Source organism: Corynebacterium sp. UBA4397 (assembly GCF_002390965.1).
Taxonomy (GTDB): Bacteria; Actinomycetota; Actinomycetes; order Mycobacteriales; family Mycobacteriaceae; genus Corynebacterium; species Corynebacterium flavescens.
In genome coordinates, this window is sequence record NZ_DGRD01000022.1 from 13,100 (window position 1) to 32,974 (window position 19,875).

Sequence of the window (19,875 nt, forward strand, 5' to 3'; positions counted from 1 at the left end):
TTAGGCGATATCGATGGATTCGATGACGACATCATCCTGCGGGCGATCCATACGGTCGGTGGCAACCTTGGCGATCTCGGAGATGACCTTCTGGGAGGCCGGGTCCGTCACCTCACCGAAGATGGTGTGGTGGTTGTTGAGGTGCGGGGTAGGCGCCACGGTGATGAAGAACTGGGAGCCGTTGGTGCCGGGGCCGGCATTAGCCATGGCCAGCAGGAAGGGGCGATCGAATTGCAGCTCTGGGTGGAACTCATCCTGGAACTGGTAGCCGGGGCCCCCACGGCCGGTGCCGGTGGGGTCTCCGCCCTGGATCATGAAGTTGTCAATGATGCGGTGGAAGATGGCGCCATCATAGAAAGGACCGGATTGCTCGCCCTTTGCATTCTGGGTGGCGTAATCCTTGTCGCCGGTGGCCAAGCCAATGAAGTTCTCAACAGTTACCGGCGCATGGTTACCGAAGAGATCGATAACAATGTCACCATGGTTGGTGTGCATCGTTGCAGTTGCGGTCTTCTGAGTCATGACGACCATTGTATGGAATTACTCCCGCCCGCGCTGTTAAGGACATAACGCCCACAGCGATCAGGCGTCCAATCGTTCACCCGATCTGGGTCATCTATGCTTTAGGCCATGTTGCGCGCCGTACTTTTCGATCTTGATGACACCCTGATGGACCACACCCACGCCATGCACACTGGCCTGGATGAGTGGTGCGAAGAACTGGGACTGTCCACCGGCCAACAGGAACGCTTCGGCGCGCTGGAAAAGAAGTGGTTCGCGGCCTATGAAAAGGGAGAGGTAACCCACCGCGGACAGCGAATCGGGCGCTGCCGGGAGTTCTTGGGAAACGAGCTCAGCGAGGAAGATGCGCTGAAACTCTACGCCGGCTACCTCGCCGCCTACCGCCGCAACTGGCAGGTCTTTCCTGATGCCAAGGGCGCGATTGACCGGGCGCAGGCCGCCGGGCTGAAGGTGGGAATATTGACCAACGGGGCACGCGAGATGCAGGCGGCCAAGCTGCGCGCCGGCGGCCTAGACTTGCCGGGCGTCCTGCTGATTCCCACAGTCGAGCTCTCCTGCCCCAAGCCGCAGCGCGAGGCCTATATGAAGGGCTGCGCGCAGTTGGGGGTCGCAACGAGCCAGACCCTCATGGTGGGTGACTCGCTGCCTAACGATGTCGAGGGTGCCAAGGCGGCAGGACTCCAGGCGCTCTACCTGCGCCGCGATGGCAGCGGGGACATCGCCAGCCTGGATGAGCTCTTTTAATAAAGCGTGGCATTAGTTAGTTGTCACGCTTTAGTTAGTTGTCACCGCGATCTTTATTAAGCAGGCGCTTTATTAAGCGGGCGCATTCACCTTGAGGCTGGCGAGGACCTCCTCGCGGGCGATAACCATGTTGCGCAGCGAGGATTCGGTCTCCGCGTAGCCGCGGGTCTTTAGCCCGCAGTCAGGGTTGACCCAAAGGCGCTCGGCAGGAACATGCTTGAGTGCGGCGCGGATGAGTTCTGCGATCTCAGCTACCTCGGGGATTCGCGGGGAGTGAATATCGTAGATACCCGGACCAATCTCGGAGTGGAACTTCTCGTCGATGTCCTCGAGGAGCTCCATCCGCGAGCGCGCGGCCTCGATGGAGGTGACGTCGGCGTCGAGGGCGGCCACGGCTTCGATGATCTGCCCAAACTCGGAATAGCACAGGTGAGTGTGGATCTGGGTGGAGGGCTTTGCCTCCAAGGCCACGAGGCGGAAGGAACGAACAGCCCAATCCAGGTAGTCCTTGCGATCCTCTTCGCGCAGCGGAAGGAGCTCACGCAGGGCGGGCTCGTCGATCTGGATGATGTCGATGCCTGCTTCCTCGAGGTCACGAACCTCATCGGCCAGGGCCACGCCTAGCTGATCCGCCGAGACAGATTGCGGGACATCGTCGCGGACAAAGGACCAAGCCAAGATGGTGACCGGGCCGGTGAGCATGCCCTTGACCTGCTTGGAAGACAAGGACTGCGCGTACTCTGCCCACTCGACGGTCATTGCTGCTGGGCGAGAGATGTCGCCGACGACGATTGGCGGACGGGTGCACCGCGAGCCATAAGACTGCACCCAACCATTTTCGGTGGTCACGAAGCCTTCTAGCAGCTCGGCGAAGTACTGCACCATGTCATTGCGCTCCGGCTCGCCGTGCACGAGAACATCGAGCCCCAGGCGCTCCTGCAAGTCAATGACAGAGGCCACCTCGGCGCGCAGCGCCTGGGTATAGGCGGCATCGTCAAGCGTGCCCGCCCGGTGAGCAGCACGGGCAGCACGGATCTCCTTGGTCTGAGGGAAGGAACCAATGGTGGTAGTGGGCAACAGCGGCAGGTCCAAATCCTTCTGGATTTCCTTGCGTTGGGCAAACTCCGGAGTCCTGGCTACCTGGCCGCCGGGAAGTGCCGCGGTGCGCTCTTGGACGGCGCGATCGTGCGTGCGGGCGGATTCGGCGCGGGTGCGCACGGCGCGATCTGCCTTGGCATAGGCCGCGGCGGACTCCAAAGGTCCGGCAGCCAAGGCGACGACCTCCTGTACCTTTTCGTTGGCGAAGGAGAACCAGCTGGCAACGTCGACCGGCAGCGAGGTCTCCACCTCGACCGTGTGGGGTACGTGCTGCAAGGAAACCGAGGTGGTCACCGAGGTTCCCGCTGGGAGCTTCTCCAATTTAGAGCGCAGGTCACGGAGGTTTGCGGCCCAGACATTGCGGCCGTCAACAAGCCCGGCGACGAGGTGGGTGTGCAGCTCGGCCACCCGCTCGAGGTAGCCGGGTTCCTGGTTCAACGTGCCCACGCTGAGATCGACCTGAACGGCTTCGGGGCGCAGCTCGTCGATAACATCGAGGCCCTGGCGTAGCGCGCCATAAGGGGTGGTCAGGTAGACCTGCGGGCGCTGCTCCGCGGCCAGAATGCGGCCATAGGCGCGGCGTAGGGCCTCGGCCAGCTCGGCGTCGCTGGCAACAATAAGATCCGCCACGAGAGCGGGCTCGGCCAACTGGACCCACTCCACGCCCTGGGCGTGGAGCTCCGCAAGCACGGCGATATACGAGTCCACCGCCTCATCGAGGCGCTCAAGGGGCTGGCGCTGCGCGGCCTCCGCCGGCTTGGACAGCGCCAAGAGCGTAACGGGGCCCACCAGGTAGGGGCGAACGGTGTGTCCCGCCGCGCGTGCCTCATCCACGAGCTTGATAACTCGCTGGGGGCGCGGGCTAAAGCCCTGCTCATCTGCAATTTCTGGGACGATGTAGTGGTAGTTGGTATCGAACCACTTGGTCATTTCCAAAGGCGCTGCCTGGGCGGTACCGCGAGCGAGACGGAACTCATCATCAAGGCTCTCGCCCCCAAGGGCACCGATGGTCAGGGCCGTCTCGAGGACCTGGTCATAGTAGGCCACGTCAGCCGGAATGGCATAGTCCTCGCTCAGCCCTAGCTCCTTGAGCCGAGCATAGGTCTCGAGGCGCAGGGCGTGCGCGGCGCTTTCGAAGGTGGCAGCATCGATGCGGCCGGCCCAATAGGATTCGAGCGCGCGCTTGAGCTCGCGATTGGCGCCTACGCGCGGATAACCCTCGATTGTGGCTTTAGGGAAGGGCGTGGTCATGATGTAACTCCGATTCTTTCTAAGAGGTCTTGGGTGACCTCGGCGTTGTTGTGGGTGTAGATATGAAGTCCGGTGATTCCGGCGTCGATGACGGAGCGGGCGAGCTCAGCGGTGAGCTCCATGCCGATTTCGTGTTCTTCTTCGGGGCTTGTCGCTGCCGCGAGCCTTGCGGATACCCGGGGAGGTACCTTCAGCCCGGACAGCTGGCCCATTCGCTCCAGCCTCCGCATGCTTGTCATCGGCATGATTCCCGGAATCAGCGGGATACGCACCCCGGCCAGCCGTGCCTTTTGGTTAAAGCGCAGGAAGTCCTCGGCATCGAAGAAGAGCTGGCTGATGGCCAGATCCGCGCCGCAGCGTTGCTTGGCCAGGAGGACGTCGAAGTCCTCGTCCGCACTGGCTGACTCGGCGTGGCCATTGGGATAACAGGCGACGCCCACTGCGAGGCGTCCGGCCGCAAAGCGTGCGGCCTGCTCCGCTTCCTTGCGGCGGATAAGGCGCACCAACTCATCGGCGTGATGGAGGTGACCTGGGGGCATGCCCCCTGGCGGCACGTCCCCACGCAGGGCTAAGAGGCCGCGCACCCCGGAATCGACGAGCTTGTCTATCCAGCCATCGAGTTCCTGAGCTGTGCCTGCGGTACATGCCAGGTGCGCGAGTGGACGCATCGTGGTTTCCTGCGCCACCCGGGCGATAAAGGCGGCGGTCCCCTCCAGCCAGCCCGATCTCTGGGAGCTGGTTACCGCGATATAGTCCGGGTTATAGGCCTCGAGGACCCGCAACAATTGGGTTACCTTGGTCTCGTCGGCGTCATGACGCGGTGGAATCACCTCAAAGGACAGCGCTACCCGGCTGTGTGGCTGTGATGCAGAGGAGGAAAACTCCTCGGATTCATTTAAATGGTCTAGTGGCACAGATGCGGATAATCTCGGGGACATGTTCACCTCCTTGGCAGGTCATTGCGTTTTGCTTGAGAGAAAACCTAACAAGGTTGCGCCCCAGCAAATAGCCGACACTTTTAGGTAATATCTTTGCGGGGCGACTGCCTGCACCGTTGAGGATTTTCAAGGTGAATAAAATTAGCCACTTGCATACTAAGCGGTCTAGTTAGGTGCACCGCATAGTCTGTTAAGGGAGCTCCTGAAGGTGCAGGTTTCCAGGCCGTGTACACCCGCGGTTGAGCTGCGACTAGTATTAGTGGACCTATTAAATAATCCCCCGTGAAACGCAGCCCCGGAATGAGGATCCTCAAAACCCCATGAAAAAGCTCTTCTTTATCTCTATCCCCGTAACCATCGCCGCTATAGCCCTGACTTCCCTGACTGCCACCACTGCTTCGGCGCAGTCGGGCGACACCGTGACCTTCGGCGACTCTTTCCTGGCCAACCCGGCACTTGAGCAGGTACAAAATCAACAGGGAAACCTCTCGAGCCTTCCCACCAATAACCCACGGCCGGGTGGCGTCAGCCCTCAGGGCTGCCCTCAAGGCGATACCAACGTGCCGCGCGAGTTGGCTCGAATCTCGGGCCAGAATGTCATCAACTACGCCTGCTCAGCGGCTTCTGCCTCCGGAAACTCGCACCGCCTAGACCTATATGAACAGGTCGATCACGCCATCGCGGGAGGGGCAGTCGGAACCGAAACCAAGAATGTCCTCATTCAGATCGGCGCCAATGACACCACCCAAACGGCCTTCCTCGTCGATCCCACCCGGCGCCAGTACAAAGACGCCCTGCGCAGCGACATCAACAAGATCCGCGCCGCCGCGCCAAACGCGAAGATAACCCTTGTGACCTATCCAGCCATCTCCGCCGCCAACGGTGCCTTGTGCCCTATTCGCGTTGAGGGATCGAGCAACCAGGGCTTCAACCTCGATGCGCTGGCCCTCATGCGCGGACTCGAGAACACCTTGAGCTTCACCATGTTCGAGACCGCCCAAGAAAACCACGTCTCCTACTACGATCTGCGCTCTGCTTCCCTGGCACACAACATGTGTTCCCCCGACAGCATGCGCTGGGTGGCCGGCGGCGTGGAATCCACCCAGCCCTATAACATTGGCGCGCACCTTACCCATGCCGGCAACGTCGGCGTGGCCCAGCTTCTCAACGACAACGTCATCGTGCGCTAAGAATAGTTGTGGCGGGGCCTACCCTGGTGGCACTACGCTCGAAAGAAGCAATTCAGCGAAGAATAAACCCCGAGTCACCGATTTACCGATTTAAGGAGCACACCTATGAACCCGACTGTGGTTTCCGCATCCCTTGCTGCGGCGTCCAAGGCTTGGTCCAAGTTCCAGGACTATCGCGAGCAAAAAGCCCTTGAATCCTATGCCTTGCTCGAGGAGGCAACAGCCAAGGCCTCGCAGGCCACCAACGGCAAGAGCGATGAGATCCTCAGCGAGGCCCGCAAGCAGGCAGGGCACGTAACCCAAGCCGCGCACCTACGCCTCGAGCGCGCCCTGGAGGAACTAAAAAACCGTGGTGAAGAGGCCGGCGAGCGCCTCGTGGAGGTGCGCAAGGACTTCAGCGAACGCGCCGAAGATGCCGAGCACTCCACCCGCAAGGCATCGCGTCAAGGTCTCAAGAAGGCCCAAAAAGCTAGCAAGGAAGCTGACAAGTCCGCCAAGCGCACGGCTAATAAAGTGAATAAGAAACTCACCAAGAAGACCGGCAAGCTCACTGGCAAGCTGAACAAGAAGAATAAGCGCGGCAAGGCTTGGCCAGTCGCTGCAATCCTCGCCCTGCTCAGCGTCCTCGGCGCGGCCTTTTACTTCCTGCGGCTGCGCAAGGAACCAGCCTCCGAGGTCCCGCCGCGGGTGGAAGAGTTTGCCGGCGGCGCCGACCGCGCAGCTGCGGGTTCCACCTTGGTCTACAGCTCCGTAAGCGGAGAGGACGACAAGGAAGCCGTGCAGCCGCAGTCGGACTTGGCTGAAGAGAGCGTCGTCGAGCGCGACGAGGAGCTTCTCGGATCCATCGATGAGCAGCTCGCGCAGCTTCGCAGCGATGCCGAAGATGAGGACGCTGCTGACCCCGAGGACGCCAAGGACGCTCAGGACGCCGGAGACACCGACGAAAGCACAGATAAGGGCAAGTAACGGCCCCCAGTCCTGCAAGTAGACCTTTACTTGAGTACAACGCGGCGACACCGCTCGCCCCCGTCGTGGGGTAGTCGCCGCGTTGTTTAGATCTCATTGCTTTGCCAATTGGGGGTAGTTGCTGCTTGAATTCTGGGGTATTTAGCCCTGATCCTAAGGAGTCAAGAGATGAGCTTTGAGTCTCTCATTGTCAAGCTCAAAGATGGCACTACCTGCTATTTCGCCGCCGGATCAGTAGTTGGTGACCCCTCGCAGCGCGTGGATAACCTCCGCTTCGCCATTGAAAATGGCACGCAGTTTAAGTCTGTCGATGAATCCGGTGTTGAACGCGAGTTCAATGGCTATGACGTAGCCAATTATCACCTGACCTAAAACTCATCAAGCGGGCAAACCTCCCCTTCAGACCCCGTTTTTCCTGCTTGACCTTTAGACCCCGCACTACACTCCGGTGCGGGGTCATCACTGTAGTGTGATATCTCATGACTAAGTACCCCCGCATGAGGACGTGGTCGTGGTACCTCAAGGAATCACCGCCCCGCAACGAGGTTTCACTAAGCGCTAGCACTCCGTGGTCACGCTCCAGCAGCGCCACGTGGCGCCTGCTCGTGGCACAGCCCAAGGGCGTGGCGGGGATTATTCTTTCCGCAGCCGTCTGGGCACCGCTCGGCGCGCTCATCGCCGTCATTGTGGGCCAAGCCACCCAGTACGCATTCAGCGAACCCTCCTGGCGCACCGTGGCCTTGCCCGTGGTGGCCGTTGCCGTACTGCTCTATGTCCAGTACGTTGCCGAGGCCACCATGGATGCCTTCACGGCTCTTAGCCAAGAGCGCACCACGCATACGCTGCGGCTCAACCTCCTTTCCCGGCTACTTAGCGGGCAGACACGGGGCTTGAGCCCCGGGCGCTTGCTCAACACCATGGATGAGGACTCGCACTATATCGGCAGCCTCAAGCAGATCCTTAACTTCCCAGTCATGATGCTGGGTTACCTTTTGAGCTCCGTTATCAGCCTCGCGGCCATTTCTTGGGAGGTATCCGTAGGCCTTTTGTGCGGCGCGCTGGCCACGGCACTGGCCTCCTGGCTCAGCGCCGGTCCGCTTAGCCGGGCTACCGCGCTGCGCCGCCAGAAGGAAGGCGCAGCACTTGCGCTGGCCACCGACTTTGCCCAGGGCAATCGCGTCATCAAAGGCCTGGGCGCAGCAGAGATCGCGCAGGAACGCTTCTCACGCGCAGCTCACCTCGCGCTAGGCGCCATGCTGGCTGAGGTTCGCCGCACCGCCGTGCTCTCGTGGCTGCGCCAGATGGTTCCGGCGCTCTTCGCCGTCGGACTTTTGACGTGGTCAGGGTGGCAGACCTTTGAAGGCAACCTGCAGCCCGGCGCGATGATGGCGATCACGATGCTCGTCCCGCCTTCGCTGACCGTCCTTGGGCATTCACTGGGAATCTTGACGGAGAACTGGGCCCGCGCCCACGCTTCGGTGCAAAGGGTCACCGGCCTCTTGGATGAGCTTGAATCAACCGAGGACGCCCCGCAGCCTGGTACTTCGACAGCCCCCGCCCGTGGTCTCAGCGTGTGGAATCCCCTCAGCCCGGGCGCCCGCGCGAGCATCGAAGGATGGGTTAAGCACCTGTCTCAGCGCGGCGCGCTGTGTCCTCCCCACCGCGTTTCAGTGATGGAAGGAACGTTAGAGGATAACATCAACCCGCTTGGGGAATATTCGGTGCAGCGCGTGCACAGCGCGCTCGAGGCAGCAGGGTGCGGCGATATTGTTCACCGCCTCGGGGGATTCGGCCCGGAGGGCCAGTTGCCCACTGCCGCCATCGGCGAGGCCGGCCTGAACCTCTCCGGTGGGCAGCGCCAACGGGTGGCACTTGCCCGCGCCTTGGCCGCCGATCCGGAGATCCTGGTGCTCGATGAGCCGACCACCGGGCTGGATTCTTTAACCCTGGCCGCCGTGGCTGCGCAAGTCTCCAGCCTGCGAAAAGATCGCACCACCATCGTCATCACCTCCTCGCCCTCGTGGGCGGCACATGCACAGGAGGTGGTCGAGCTATGAGCGCACCTACTACCCGTCAGGCCGACGCGCTGGCCCCGGCTGGCTTTAAACAGTGCTGGAACCTCCTCAAGTCTCTGCCCTCCGCACCCTCGCGTGCGCGTCTGACAGGTCTGTTGCTCATCGTCGCCGCCACGGTGGCTTTGATGAACTTGGGCTCTCAGCTGCTAGGCCGCATTGTCGATATCGTGCAGGGCCAAGATATAGCGCTGATTGGTTCGGGCCGCGGAGCCATGGTGGCGGCGTTAGGCGTCATCGCCTTCTGCCTTGTGGCCGAGGTCAGCGGACGGACTCTCGTTTCCTTCCTTATTAACTCGCGCGTGCGCCGCCTGTCGATGGATCTGCGCACGCAGGCGCTGAGCTCAGTGCTGCGCGCGCCCGTTCCGCGCATCCTCGAACTTGGCACAGGCAACGTGATAACCCGTCTATCGAAGGACATCGATACGGTAGTCAATACCATCACGACGATGGGGGATCGCCTCCTCATCACGGTATTCATGCTTCCCCTCACGGCGCTTGCCTTAATCTTCATCCACCCCGCCTACGGCGTTCTCTTCCTCTTGGCTGCGGCGATGATGTATCCCTTTGTCAAGGGCACTATCCGCGATATTCCGGCCGTGACCAATGTGGTCTCCTCCGTCGAGGCACGCCGCAATAGCATCCTCCTCGACACGATCCGCGCCCTGGACACCCTGCGGCATTTCCGTCTGGGTACCTGGGCCGCGCGCCGCATGGAGCGCTATTCCTGGGAAACGGTGCAGTCCTGGGCAGACAGGATTCCCCTCTTCACCCGCATCCTCGCGCAGGGCTCCATTGCCTATGGATTCCTGCTCATAGGGATAATCCTCATGTCCGTCCCCATGGTCTCCTTCGACTGGATCTCCCAGGGCGAGGCAGCCGCCGCGGTTTTGTTGGTCACGCGCCTGGAAATCCACGTCTTCAACCTCTTGTTCTTCGCCGGAGAGATCCAACATGCCGGAACCAGCCTGGGGCGCGCGGTGGCGCTCACCCTGCTTGACGACGTCCCGTCCACAGAAACCACACCCCCACTAAAGAGCGCACCTTCGGTGCGCATCGCGGGCCTTTATTACTCCTATCCGGGAGGGGCAAGCGTCTTGCGCGACATCAACCTGGAGCTAGAAGCTGGCACCACCACCGCCCTGGTGGGCACCTCCGGCGCGGGAAAGTCCACGCTCGCCGCCCTGGTGGCCGGGCTGCAATACCCCGATGCCGGGCAGATTTTCTTAGGAGAGGTTGACACGGCGGCGACGTCGAGTAGCTGGCTGAGCAGGCACGTCGCCCTCGTCACCCAGGAGGTACACCTGTTCTCGGGCACCTTGCGCGAGGACCTGTTGCTGGCGCGTCCCGCAGCCACCGACTCCGAGCTATGGAAAGCCCTTCACGCAGTAGGGCTTGATGAGTCCTCGCGCTGGCTGCCGGAGGGGCTGGACACCGCCATAGGCGCAGGCAACCCGGAAGTAGGCCCGGAGGCCGAGCAGCAGCTCTCCCTTGCGCGCATGTTGTTGCGCCAGCCGCCCGTGCTCATCATGGATGAAGCCACCTCCGAGGCCGGCTCCGAGCATGCCGAGGTTCTCGAGGAAGCCGCGCGGAAGGTCACGCAAGGCCGCACCTGCCTGGTCGTGGCGCACCGTCTTGACCAGGCTCGCAGCGCTGATCGCATCCTTGTCATGGAGGCTGGGCGCATCGTCGAGGACGGCGATCACGCAAGCCTCATCGCAGCCGGCGGGCGCTATGCGCGGGCCTATACCCAATGGGAGCACGGCCAGGAAAGCTAGACTGGGCCTGCATGGACTTCACGCTGCTACCCACCGCCGAGACCGACCGCACCTACCTGGCCAGGCTCAACTTCCTGACCGATGTTTTTGGCCAAGAGGACAAGGAAGTCAGCCCCGGCTTCGACGAAGACTATGACTACTATGTGCGCGACTGGGAGCCGCAGGACGGCGGCTTCATCGCCTGGGAGGGCAATATTCCTGCCGGCGGGATCTGGTTGAATTGGGGCAACGAGGACCGGCACGGTTTTGGCTACGTCAGCGCCGACATCCCCGAGCTCGCCCTCGCGGTAGAACCGCGCTACCGCGGGCAGGGCGTGGGCACGCGGCTGCTTGCCGCAGCCGCAGAACTTGCCCAAAAATTGGGCTTCCCAGGCGTCTCGCTCTCCGTAAACACGGACAATGAGCGCGCCCACCGCCTCTACCTCCACCTGGGTTTTCAGCCCGTTTCCTCCAGCGAGGATCACATCGTTTTCTTCCTGCCAGGGCCCACTTCTTAAGGACTCCTCCACCCCCGGGTGCATTGCCAGCCTTCGCGGCCCGTGGTACAGATTAGGTGTCCACACGGGGGTCCCACTAGGGACTGAGATCGGGCTGATAAGTGCCCGGGACCGTAGAACCTGAACCGGTTTGTACCGGCGTAGGAAGTGAGGAGCTCGTCTTGCCTACACCCAAAATTTCTGAACAACACCCCTCCCATCACCTGGCATGGTTGGAAGACAAAGAGCATGGCATCAAGGTGCCGGTCACCGAGATTGACCAGCTCGATTCCCCCGATGGCTCGAAAAACGCACCTCTGCGCGTCTATCGCACGATGGGCCCCGGAAGCGTCCCCGAGGAAGGACTCGCACCGTGGCGCACCCCCTTCATCACCGAGCGCGGTGACACCGAACCTTATGAAGCACGCGGCCACCGCCTCGAGGATGACGGCCGTGGGGCCGTGCGCCGCGGCGCCCCCTCCCAGCAGTGGCACGGCCGCCGGCCCACCCCCCTGCGCGCCAAGCCCGGCAAGCGCGTCACCCAGATGCACTACGCCCGCCGGGGAATAATCACCCCGGAGATGCGCTTTGTGGCGCTGCGCGAGCAATGCGACGTCGAGCTCGTGCGCTCCGAGCTCGCCGCCGGACGCGCCATCATCCCGCTCAACGTCAATCACCCCGAGGCCGAGCCGATGATCATCGGTTCTAAGTTCTTGGTCAAGATCAACGCCAACATCGGCAACTCTGCTGTGACCAGCTCCATCAGCGAGGAAGTCTCCAAGTTGGAGTGGGCCGCCAAATGGGGCGCCGATACCCTCATGGATCTCTCCACCGGCAATGACATCCACACCACCCGCGAGTGGATCATCCGCAACTCGCCGATTCCCATCGGCACCGTGCCCATCTACCAAGCCTTGGAAAAGGTCGACGGTGATGCCAACGCCTTGACCTGGGAGATCTACCGCGACACCGTCATCGAACAATGCGAGCAGGGCGTCGACTACATGACGGTCCACGCAGGTGTTCTCCTGCGCTACGTTCCGCTCACAGCGGATCGCGTAACCGGGATTGTCTCCCGCGGCGGCTCCATCATGGCCGGTTGGTGCTTGGCACACCACCAGGAGAACTTCCTCTACACGCACTTTGACGAGCTCTGCGAGATCTTCGCGGCTTATGACGTCGCCTTTTCCTTGGGCGACGGCCTGCGTCCTGGCTCCATCGCCGATGCTAACGACGCCGCACAATTCGCCGAGCTCGATACCCTAGCCGAGCTGACCAAACGCGCCTGGAAGTATGACGTGCAGGTCATGGTCGAAGGCCCCGGGCATATCCCGCTGCAGAAGGTCCGCGAGAATGTCGAACGCCAGCAGGAGCTGTGTGAAGGCGCACCCTTCTATACCCTCGGCCCACTCGTCACCGATATTGCGCCCGGCTATGACCACATCACCTCGGCCATCGGTGCTACCGAGATCGCCCGCTACGGCACCGCGATGCTGTGCTACGTCACTCCCAAGGAGCACCTGGGTCTGCCAAACCGCGACGACGTGAAGACCGGCGTTATCACCTACAAGATCGCCGCCCACGCGGCCGATATTGCCAAGGGACATCCCGGTGCCACCGCGCGGGACGACGCCCTATCCAAGGCCCGCTTTGAGTTCCGCTGGCTGGATCAGTTCTCCCTCGGGCTCGATCCAGTCACCGCGCAGGACTATCACGATGAGACCCTGCCGGCTGAGCCCGCCAAGACGGCGCACTTTTGCTCAATGTGCGGACCGAAGTTCTGCTCTATGCGCATCTCGCAGGACATCCGCGACACCTACGGCAGCGCCGAGGCTCAGTCCGCGATAGCCGGCATGCAGCAAAAGAGCGAGGAGTTCATCGCCGCCGGCGGCCAGGTCTACCTCCCCGATCCCAGCATCGGCGCTCCCGAAGAGCTCGTGCGCTAGGACGCCTCTCCCCTCCTCTCCTTAGTTCTCCCTCTCTTGTTTCTGCTTTCTCATCTTGATCGACACAGTTATTTGTCGGTCTATTCTGGTGGGTGATGATTGATTTCTCTGCGCCCGCCGATGTGGTGGCGCCCCAACTTCTGGGTTGCGTCATCACCCTCCACGGGGTCTCCGTCCGCCTCAGCGAAGTGGAAGCTTATCTTGGCGCGGACGACGAGGCCGCCCACACCTTCCGCGGTCCTACTCCCCGCAATGCCGCAATGTTTGGTCCCCCCGGCCACCTCTACGTTTATTCCTCCTATGGGATCCATCGCAATATCAACATTGTCTGCCGCCCTTCGGGCATCGGCCAAGGGTGCCTTTTGCGCGGCGGTGAGGTGATAGCCGGCGTCGACAAGGCACAGCTGCGGCGTGGCAACACCGACTTTTTCAATCTCGCGCGCGGCCCGGGCAACCTAGGAAAGTCACTCGGCGCACAACTAACAGACAACGGCGCTGGGGTTTCCTTAAGCGAAAGGTCCTCCGAACCCGAATGGGTGCGCGGATCCCGCATCGGCATCTCCAAAAACAAAGATGCGGCGCTGCGGTTTTGGATTCCCTTCGATAAGACCGTATCCGGCCGCCGCGGCTACCCCAAGGCCTTATCTGTTCTAGAAGCGCCCGCCATAGCGCTCGTCATCTTCGACAGCTGCGATGATGCGCTCATTGATTTGGGTTAGTTGACGGATCTGCGCCTTGCTCAAGACATCCATCACCGAGCGGCGCGCTTGGGCGGCATGCCCCGGTGCCGTGGCAACCACCTTCTCCCATCCAGCTTCAGTGAGCTGAGCCAAGGTGGTGCGGCGATCCGTGGGATCGTGGCGGCGGTTAATCCACCCCCTCTTTTCTAGACGGCTGACTACCTGACTCAACCGAGAGAGGGAACCGTTAGTTGTCAGAGCCAGATCCCGCATGCGCATCTGATGATTCTCCGCCTCCGATAGACGGGAGAGCACCGTGTAGTCAAAGAAGCTCAATCCAGCGTCATCCCGCAACTGTGCATCAAGGATATTGGTCAGGCGGATGGTGACTGCCATGAGGGAGGTGAAAGACGCCAGCTCTTCCTCATCCAACCACGGTTGTTCACTCTGACTCATGGGGGTTAATACTAGCAATACCTTTCTAGGTCACCGCCATGAGTTCTCGGGCACGGCCCGGTTCTTCTAGGAAAGCCGCTTCATCTCCACAGTGACAAACATCTCGGAGCTGGCTTGGCCAGTAAACATTCCGCGCAACGGAGCCACATCTGCGTATTCGCGGCCTTGCGCCACCATGACATGCAATTCGCTCGGAATAAGGGCATTCGTCGGGTCATAGCTGAACCAGGCCCCGTTGAACCACTGCACCCAAGCATGGGATTCACCGATGACGCTCTTACCAACGGGAGCCTCCTTGTCGGGCAGAATATATCCGGATACGTAGCGCGCGGGAATTCCAAGGACGCGCAACGCTCCAATCATGAGGTGTGAATAGTCCTGGCACACTCCCTTTTTTCTCGCCCATGCATCCTCCGCTTTCGCCGTAACTTCGGTCGAGCCGGATTCATAGGTCATCTCCTCGTGGATGAGCTCTCCCACGGCTAAGGCAATCTCGTCGACGGTTCCGCCGCGGGCCGCGATTTCGCGCGCTGTGTCCGCCAGATCTTCTCCCGGTTCCACCGCCGGACTTAGCTGCAGATACTCGTTCCACCTATCGGAGTACTGAGCAACTTCCTCAAGACTCAATTCGGTTCTCTGTGCGGGAATGGCATCTACATCCACGCATGTATCCACGGTGACCGTGAGCTTTTCATGAGGCTCATGCAGCTCGAATGCGGTGACGTTAGTTCCCCAATAATCAATATACGAGTAAGACCAGGGCTTGGGGTAGATGGTGACCTCACGCTCGCGGATGAGCTGCTGAGGCGTGTAAAGAGGGCTCATCCTGATCTCGTTGAAGGAATCGGTAACGCTGGAGGAATACTTGAAGCCCGTGGTGTGGGTGATATGAAGAGTCGTGGTCATGATGTATTTTCCTAACGCTCGTGCCATTGGGAGGACAGGGTCGCCTCAAAGAAGTTCGCAGTAAGTGCCTCGGTTGCTCGTGCGCCTGCCTCCTGTATATCCACGGTGATGTGATCGAGGAGTGTGAAGTTCTCGTCCAGAGGCGCGTATTGAATACGGGCTCGTAGCTGTCCGAGCTGACGAATTGCCTCATCCTCGACCTCGCGGGCCGGCTTGTCCACAACAAGATCATCGAGGCAAGCAAGGGCCTCATTGAGGCAATAGAGAACCGACCGCGGGGACAAGGGGTCGCGGAGAATGAAGTCCACGGCCGCTGACAAGGTGTCCTCCCTGCCTCTGGTCATAACGAAGTTCTGCTGAGCACCGCATGCCTGCAGCACAATGTGATGGTGCGCGGGAAACTCCGGTGCCACGATGGTGGAATAGAGAATCCTGGCGGTCATGTCCATGCGCTCTATTAGCCTGCCAAGCTGCAGGAAGTGCCACGCCTGGTCACGCGGCATGGTGGCGGCGAGCGTACCAATGATCATCGAACAGGAATCCCGCACCTCACGGCAGGCCAACGGTGGCCGCATAAGCGCCAACCTTCCGGACGTTGCCTTGCGATACGAGCGGTTGATCGCCTCCCATGTAGACATCGACAGGATCTCGCGGGCTCGGCGAGCGCTGCCGCGACAGTTACTCAGGGCCGTGACCATTGAATAGGGTGATTGCTCATCGATGCCGAGCATCGCCCAAGCGTCTTCAGAAATCGAGTCTGATTCCACCGGGTTGCCCATGGCACGGCAAAGCTCTGTGCTGAAGGATACGACATCGGCCTCCGTCCCCAGTTCCAAGTTAACGGTAAGTACGCGGGCCTGGTCATCGGCTCTTTCGACGTAGCGGCCAATCCAGAACATGGATTCGGCGATTCTGCTCAACATGAGGAACCCTCCTTAAGTAGGGTTTTGGGTGTTAGGGCTACTGCTTCTGCTGCTTCTATTGCTGCTGCTGTTGCTGCTGCTCGAGGTACTCCTCATCGCGCGCGTCAAGAATTGAGGTCCCCAACCGTTCCAAGCCTTCAGCATCAGGGCTGGGGACGGGGAGACTGCGGCCTACCTCGGATTCGGGGCCGGCGGAATCGTGTGAAATCACCCAGGTGTCTTTGGAGCCGCCGCCTTGGGAAGAATTAACAATCATCTGCCCTTTCTCCAGGGCCACCCTGGTCAAACCTCCGGGCGCAATCCACATATCCTCGCCATCGTTGATGATGAAGGGGCGCAGATCCACGTGGCGCGGTTCCAAGCCTTCATCCGTCATTGTCGGAACGGTGGATAGCTGAATCAACGGCTGCGCGATCCACCCACGCGGATTCGCAATGATGTGCTCGCGCGCGGCAGCCAGTTCCGCCTTCGAGCAACTGGGACCAATGACGACTCCTTTGCCTCCCGAACCGTCGACCGGCTTGATGACAAGCTCCTCGATGCGGTCGAGCACTTCCTCCCTGTGCTGGGGATCCTCCAAGCGCCAGGTATCTACGTTGGGAATCAATGGTTCCTCCCCGAGGTAATAGCGAATGAGATCGGGCACGTAGGAATAGACAAGCTTGTCATCCGCGACGCCATTGCCGACGGCGTTAGCAATGGTGAGGTTTCCATTGGCTTGCGCGGAAATCAGGCCAGCACAACCCAGCAGCGAATCCGGGCGGAACTTGACCGGATCAATGAAATCATCATCCACGCGGCGATAGATCACGTGCACCTGCGTGAGTCCTGTGGTCTCCCGCAGATAGGCGACGCCGTGCCGAACGACGAGGTCGCGGCCCTCCACCAGCGGCACGCCCATGGTTCGAGCAAGCATGGCGTGCTCAAAATAGGCTGAGTTATGAACACCTGGAGTAAGCACCACGATCAAGGGATCCGCTATTCCCGGGGGCGCAGCCTTGGCTAATGCCGCCCTTAGCCTTGCTGGATAGTCATCTACCCGAGCGACGTTGTACCTGGCCACTGCCTCGGGCAGCGCCGCCGCCGTCGCCTGCCTGTTAGTGAGCACATAGGACACCCCAGAAGGGATGCGGGCATTATCCTCTAGGACTCGCAGCTGACCCGCGCCATCCCGAATGAGGTCAATTCCGGCCACGTGAATCCGCACCCCGTTCGCGGGCTTGAATCCAGCCACGGCACGCACGAATTGGGATGAAGTGGTGACCACTGCCCGAGGAATAACACCATCATTAAAGGCCTGACCGGAACCGTAAACATCCGCCAAGAAAGCCTCTAGGGCACGCACCCGTTGCTTGAGTCCGGCCTCCGTGCGGGAGAATTCCTGCGCGGAGATCAGACGGGGAACAATGTCGAGCGGGAATGCCTCCTCTTGCCCGGAAAAATCGAAGGTCACTCCCGTATCAAGATAGCGGGCATTGAGGTAGGAAACCCGCGACTGCAGATCAGCGGCGGAGAGATCTCCGTAGACGTCGAAAAGCTCGCGATAGATGGGGCGGACTCCATCTGAGGCCATCATCTCGTCGAAAATCCGGCCATCATTTGCCTGGTATTTCACTTTTGCGGTCGTCATATGGCAAGCATAGTCCAAATATCTATATGACTATAGAAATCTAAACAAGACGATTCTTTATTCACTCCTGCGCAAACTTCGTGCGATAGATCAATAGGGCACCCTCCCTAGGAACAACACGGAAGGAGCGCACATGCGCGCGTTAAAGATTGTTGGCCCCTCAAAGGCTGAGATCCAGGAAGTAGCAGAACCGGAAATCGGTATTGGACAAGTAAAGGTCACCGTCGAAAGGGCCGGAATCTGCGGACGCGTCACGGAAATTGGCAGCGCAACTGGGAGCCGATGCCGTCGATCCGCGCGAGACCGATCTCGCGGCCTACACTCGCGATACTTACGGCGACGGGGCCGATGTATCCTTCGAGGCCTCCGGCGCGGGTGCAATAACCCTCAAGGCAGCTGTCCGCAATGGCGGCACGATCGTCATGGTGGCCAGCAGCCACGGCGAGGTGCCCATTGACCTGAACACCATCATGAACTCACAGAAGCGCCTCGTGGGAACGCTGGCTTATACGAACGAGGACTTCACAGAGGTCATCACCGCCATCGCCGATGGCACTTTGGATCCCAGTCCCTTGGTCTCCTCCACGATCTCGTTGGATGACGCCAGCGAAAAGGGCCTCAACCACCTTCTCGGCGAAGGCCGCAATTCCGAGGTCAAGATCTTGGTTCGGCCTTATTAAAGAGCAAAGCAAAAGACACCTAGCCAATTCACCGATGAGACGGCACGGCGCCAGTGCTCAAGCGTTGACGAATGCCGTCCATCGTTCAAGATGATCAGTAACAGTGGGCGAACAGTGGTCGCGCCGCGAACCAGGGTAGTTTTCCACGACAGCAGGCAGTGGTCCTAGAATAGCCAGTTCACCAGCAAGCCGATCAGCATCACCCTCCTCGTCCTGCCCAGCTTCAGACAAGTCATCAACAATAACGACACCGTCTGTCGAGACATGACCTAACAGAACATGGGCGGTCTCGTGGAGGATCGTGAAGAGAGCTTTGTCGAGTCGCTTCTCTCTGCCGGAGATGCCGATTAATGGAGTTTCCCCGACAATCATTGCGCTGCCATCAAGTTTCCCTTTAGGAAAAGCTTCCACGTAGATTAGCTTCACTCCGACTTCCGCGAAAGATGCCTGGAAGGAAGCGAACTCCTCAGGACTACATGCTCGCTGCGAAAGCTATCCGGCCAACTCGCGGAGCTTTTCGCGAGAATATGGCGCAACCTTCAAAGTATCCCCACTGGCTTTGACACACGCGACCCAAGCCTGCTGAAGCACTGACACCAACTCGTCCGAGTTACTTCGTCTTGCAACAAACCTAACTATTGGCTCCTCTTAATCCCATACCTCATTCGATTACCCATCCACATCTGTGACGTTTTTGAAGCCGCACTTCCTCAACAAGACAACTAGCGCGAGCTCACGCTATCTGGCGCGAGTCGCAACGGCGTCAAGGCTTTCCCTTGTATGTGAGTCCTGCGCTTGCTTCCAAAGGAGATAGGAGTCTTGGAGATTAAGCCAAAACTCAGCGCTTGTTCCTAGCGCAGCCGAAATCTGCTCGGCAGACTCACGAGTGATCTCCTTCTTTCCCGAGATAATTTCAGATACGAACTGCGCAGGCCGTCCTAGAATCTCCGCAAAGGCGGCCTGAGTCCAGCCGCGCGCGTCCAGCTCCTCAGCAAGTGCTCCCCAACGGGGAACACTTCAGCAGCAATCTGCGCACTCATAAAAGCCACTCTCCTTTCAGTGCTAATCAGCCATCTCGATGATGATGACCATCCGGCCTTCTTCATCCGTTTCAAATTTAATGATGAGCCTGAATTGATCATTCAGGCGGATACATGAAGTACCAGCTCGTTTACCCTTGAGTTGCTCCAGCCGAAGAGGGCGCATTGCATACAAGTTCTGCTCGTCAGTGTCCGCACGCAGCACTTGAATCTTCTTCCGATACGCCTTGATAATGTCTGCAACCCAGCGCCGTGGCGCATAGGATGCATCCTCGGTCAAACGCCGAAGCCCATCATCTTGCCTAAGATCACGTTCTCCGAGCCGAATATCTCAGGCTAAGAATAGCTTTAGCGACAGCCTTAGCTTCTACCTAACCCCTTAAAGCTAAACCGGCTCTTCTGGTTGTAGAGTGCATTGGTGTTGTTGGTCGGTTGTCTTCTGCTTGAGCCTGATCCTTCAGGATAAGTCGGATGGCCTTGCTACCGCACTACCTAATTCTGGCGAGGTGGCCCGTCTGTGGATAACTGCGTCCGGCGCGGGTGAGTTTTCCACAGTTTCCTTACTGGGTGCGGGTTGGG

Annotated in this window: 19 protein-coding genes, 1 pseudogene and 1 riboswitch; of the genes and pseudogenes, 10 read left to right on the plus strand and 10 right to left on the minus strand. The window is 60.1% G+C overall.

Annotated elements, in window-relative coordinates:
- A complete protein-coding gene (locus tag B2696_RS05025; RefSeq protein ID WP_075728796.1) occupies positions 1–531 on the minus strand; it encodes a peptidylprolyl isomerase in 531 nt (176 codons plus the stop codon).
- A 99-nt stretch (positions 532–630) separates the two neighbouring features.
- Here B2696_RS05025 and B2696_RS05030 point away from each other — a divergent pair, with 99 nt between their 5' ends.
- Positions 631–1,266 carry an HAD family hydrolase gene (locus B2696_RS05030; RefSeq protein WP_286954278.1) on the plus strand — a complete coding sequence of 212 codons (636 nt, stop codon included), beginning with the start codon at positions 631–633 and terminating at the stop codon, positions 1,264–1,266.
- Between the two features lie 72 nt (positions 1,267–1,338).
- Here the strand turns inward: B2696_RS05030 and metE are convergent, their stop codons facing one another.
- Positions 1,339–3,615, minus strand: coding sequence for a 5-methyltetrahydropteroyltriglutamate--homocysteine S-methyltransferase (gene metE, locus B2696_RS05035; protein ID WP_286954279.1), 2,277 nt, complete (start codon positions 3,613–3,615; stop codon positions 1,339–1,341).
- The gene (locus B2696_RS05040; RefSeq protein ID WP_286954280.1) at positions 3,612–4,553 is read right to left on the minus strand and encodes a methylenetetrahydrofolate reductase; all 942 of its coding nucleotides are present in this window, start codon (positions 4,551–4,553) and stop codon (positions 3,612–3,614) included. Before B2696_RS05040 ends, metE begins: the two co-directional genes overlap by 4 nt.
- A 320-nt stretch (positions 4,554–4,873) precedes the next feature.
- On the opposite strand from B2696_RS05040, the gene B2696_RS05045 reads away from it, so the two are divergent.
- From B2696_RS05045 to B2696_RS05080, 8 genes are all read left to right on the plus strand, one after another.
- Positions 4,874–5,743 carry a GDSL-type esterase/lipase family protein gene (locus tag B2696_RS05045; protein ID WP_286954281.1) on the plus strand — a complete coding sequence of 290 codons (870 nt, stop codon included), beginning with the start codon at positions 4,874–4,876 and terminating at the stop codon, positions 5,741–5,743.
- A 105-nt stretch (positions 5,744–5,848) separates the two neighbouring features.
- A complete protein-coding gene (locus B2696_RS05050) occupies positions 5,849–6,709 on the plus strand; it encodes a hypothetical protein (RefSeq protein WP_286954282.1) in 861 nt (286 codons plus the stop codon).
- Positions 6,710–6,877: 168 nt separating this feature from the next.
- Entirely contained in the window at positions 6,878–7,081 is a 204-nt protein-coding gene (locus B2696_RS05055; protein ID WP_075728790.1) for a hypothetical protein, read from the plus strand.
- A gap of 107 nt (positions 7,082–7,188) precedes the next feature.
- Entirely contained in the window at positions 7,189–8,766 is a 1,578-nt protein-coding gene (locus tag B2696_RS05060; RefSeq protein ID WP_075728789.1) for an ATP-binding cassette domain-containing protein, read from the plus strand.
- The gene (locus tag B2696_RS05065; protein WP_286954284.1) at positions 8,763–10,559 is read left to right on the plus strand and encodes an ABC transporter ATP-binding protein; all 1,797 of its coding nucleotides are present in this window, start codon (positions 8,763–8,765) and stop codon (positions 10,557–10,559) included. The genes B2696_RS05060 and B2696_RS05065 overlap by 4 nt, the downstream gene beginning before the upstream one ends.
- An 11-nt stretch (positions 10,560–10,570) precedes the next feature.
- Positions 10,571–11,056 (plus strand): GNAT family N-acetyltransferase, encoded by a 486-nt coding sequence (locus B2696_RS05070; protein WP_286954285.1) that lies wholly within the window; start codon positions 10,571–10,573, stop codon positions 11,054–11,056.
- A gap of 54 nt (positions 11,057–11,110) precedes the next feature.
- Positions 11,111–11,220, plus strand: a riboswitch (TPP riboswitch).
- Positions 11,218–12,981: a phosphomethylpyrimidine synthase ThiC gene (gene thiC / locus B2696_RS05075; protein ID WP_075730911.1), complete on the plus strand. Its 1,764-nt coding sequence runs from the start codon at positions 11,218–11,220 to the stop codon at positions 12,979–12,981. (Overlaps the previous riboswitch by 3 nt.)
- Positions 12,982–13,076: 95 nt before the next feature.
- Complete coding sequence (locus B2696_RS05080; RefSeq protein ID WP_286954287.1) at positions 13,077–13,700, plus strand: DNA-3-methyladenine glycosylase; 624 nt, start codon at positions 13,077–13,079, stop codon at positions 13,698–13,700.
- Here the strand turns inward: B2696_RS05080 and B2696_RS05085 are convergent.
- The 4 genes from B2696_RS05085 to B2696_RS05100 form a co-directional block, all read right to left on the minus strand.
- The gene (locus B2696_RS05085; protein WP_276623734.1) at positions 13,632–14,117 is read right to left on the minus strand and encodes a MarR family winged helix-turn-helix transcriptional regulator; all 486 of its coding nucleotides are present in this window, start codon (positions 14,115–14,117) and stop codon (positions 13,632–13,634) included. The genes B2696_RS05080 and B2696_RS05085 overlap by 69 nt on opposite strands.
- A 66-nt stretch (positions 14,118–14,183) precedes the next feature.
- A complete protein-coding gene (locus B2696_RS05090; RefSeq protein WP_286954291.1) occupies positions 14,184–15,023 on the minus strand; it encodes a transglutaminase family protein in 840 nt (279 codons plus the stop codon).
- Positions 15,024–15,034: 11 nt separating this feature from the next.
- Positions 15,035–15,946, minus strand: a complete 912-nt coding sequence (locus B2696_RS05095; protein WP_075728783.1) for an alpha-E domain-containing protein — start codon at positions 15,944–15,946, stop codon at positions 15,035–15,037.
- A gap of 55 nt (positions 15,947–16,001) precedes the next feature.
- On the minus strand, positions 16,002–17,576 hold the full coding sequence (locus B2696_RS05100) for a circularly permuted type 2 ATP-grasp protein (RefSeq protein ID WP_286954292.1): 1,575 nt from the start codon (positions 17,574–17,576) through the stop codon (positions 16,002–16,004).
- A gap of 254 nt (positions 17,577–17,830) precedes the next feature.
- On the opposite strand from B2696_RS05100, the pseudogene B2696_RS05105 reads away from it, so the two are divergent.
- A pseudogene (locus B2696_RS05105) lies at positions 17,831–18,256 on the plus strand (zinc-binding dehydrogenase); the annotation flags it as partial.
- 57 nt (positions 18,257–18,313) lie between these two features.
- Here B2696_RS05105 and B2696_RS05110 read toward each other — a convergent pair.
- The 3 genes from B2696_RS05110 to B2696_RS05120 all read right to left on the minus strand — a co-directional run bounded on the left by B2696_RS05110 (position 18,314) and on the right by B2696_RS05120 (position 19,624).
- Complete coding sequence (locus B2696_RS05110) at positions 18,314–18,667, minus strand: ImmA/IrrE family metallo-endopeptidase (protein ID WP_276623736.1); 354 nt, start codon at positions 18,665–18,667, stop codon at positions 18,314–18,316.
- Positions 18,668–18,994: 327 nt separating this feature from the next.
- Positions 18,995–19,240, minus strand: coding sequence for a HigA family addiction module antitoxin (locus B2696_RS05115; protein ID WP_307722801.1), 246 nt, complete (start codon positions 19,238–19,240; stop codon positions 18,995–18,997).
- 78 nt (positions 19,241–19,318) lie between these two features.
- Complete coding sequence (locus tag B2696_RS05120; RefSeq protein WP_075728779.1) at positions 19,319–19,624, minus strand: type II toxin-antitoxin system RelE/ParE family toxin; 306 nt, start codon at positions 19,622–19,624, stop codon at positions 19,319–19,321.
- Positions 19,625–19,875 lie beyond the last annotated feature (251 nt).